This is a genomic window from Janthinobacterium sp. Mn2066, from assembly GCF_049319705.1.
Lineage (GTDB): Bacteria > Pseudomonadota > Gammaproteobacteria > Burkholderiales > Burkholderiaceae_D > Janthinobacterium.
Genome location: NZ_JBMOUF010000056.1, coordinates 1 through 239 on the forward strand (window position 1 = coordinate 1; position 239 = coordinate 239).

Below are 239 nucleotides of genomic sequence, written 5' to 3' on the forward strand. Positions count from 1 at the left end.
GTCACATCGGCAACGTTCCCGGCCGTGCCGACGACCGTATGCACCAGGCCCGACGCGGCATCGACGCCGATGTGGGCCTTCATGCCGAAGTGCCAGTCATTGCCTTTCTTCGACTGGAGCATCTCTGGATCACGCTTGCCGTCCTTGTTCTTGGTCGATGGTGGCGCGGCGATCAGCGTGGCGTCAACGATGGTGCCTTCGCGCATCATCAAACCTTTCTCGGCCAAGTGCCCATTGAT

1 protein-coding gene is annotated in these 239 nt (G+C 60.7%); it reads right to left on the reverse strand.

All coding sequences use genetic code 11. The features are described from left to right. On the reverse strand, window positions 1-239 hold a 239-nt coding region (locus ACL9RI_RS27735), incomplete at both ends, for a transposase (RefSeq protein ID WP_422729656.1).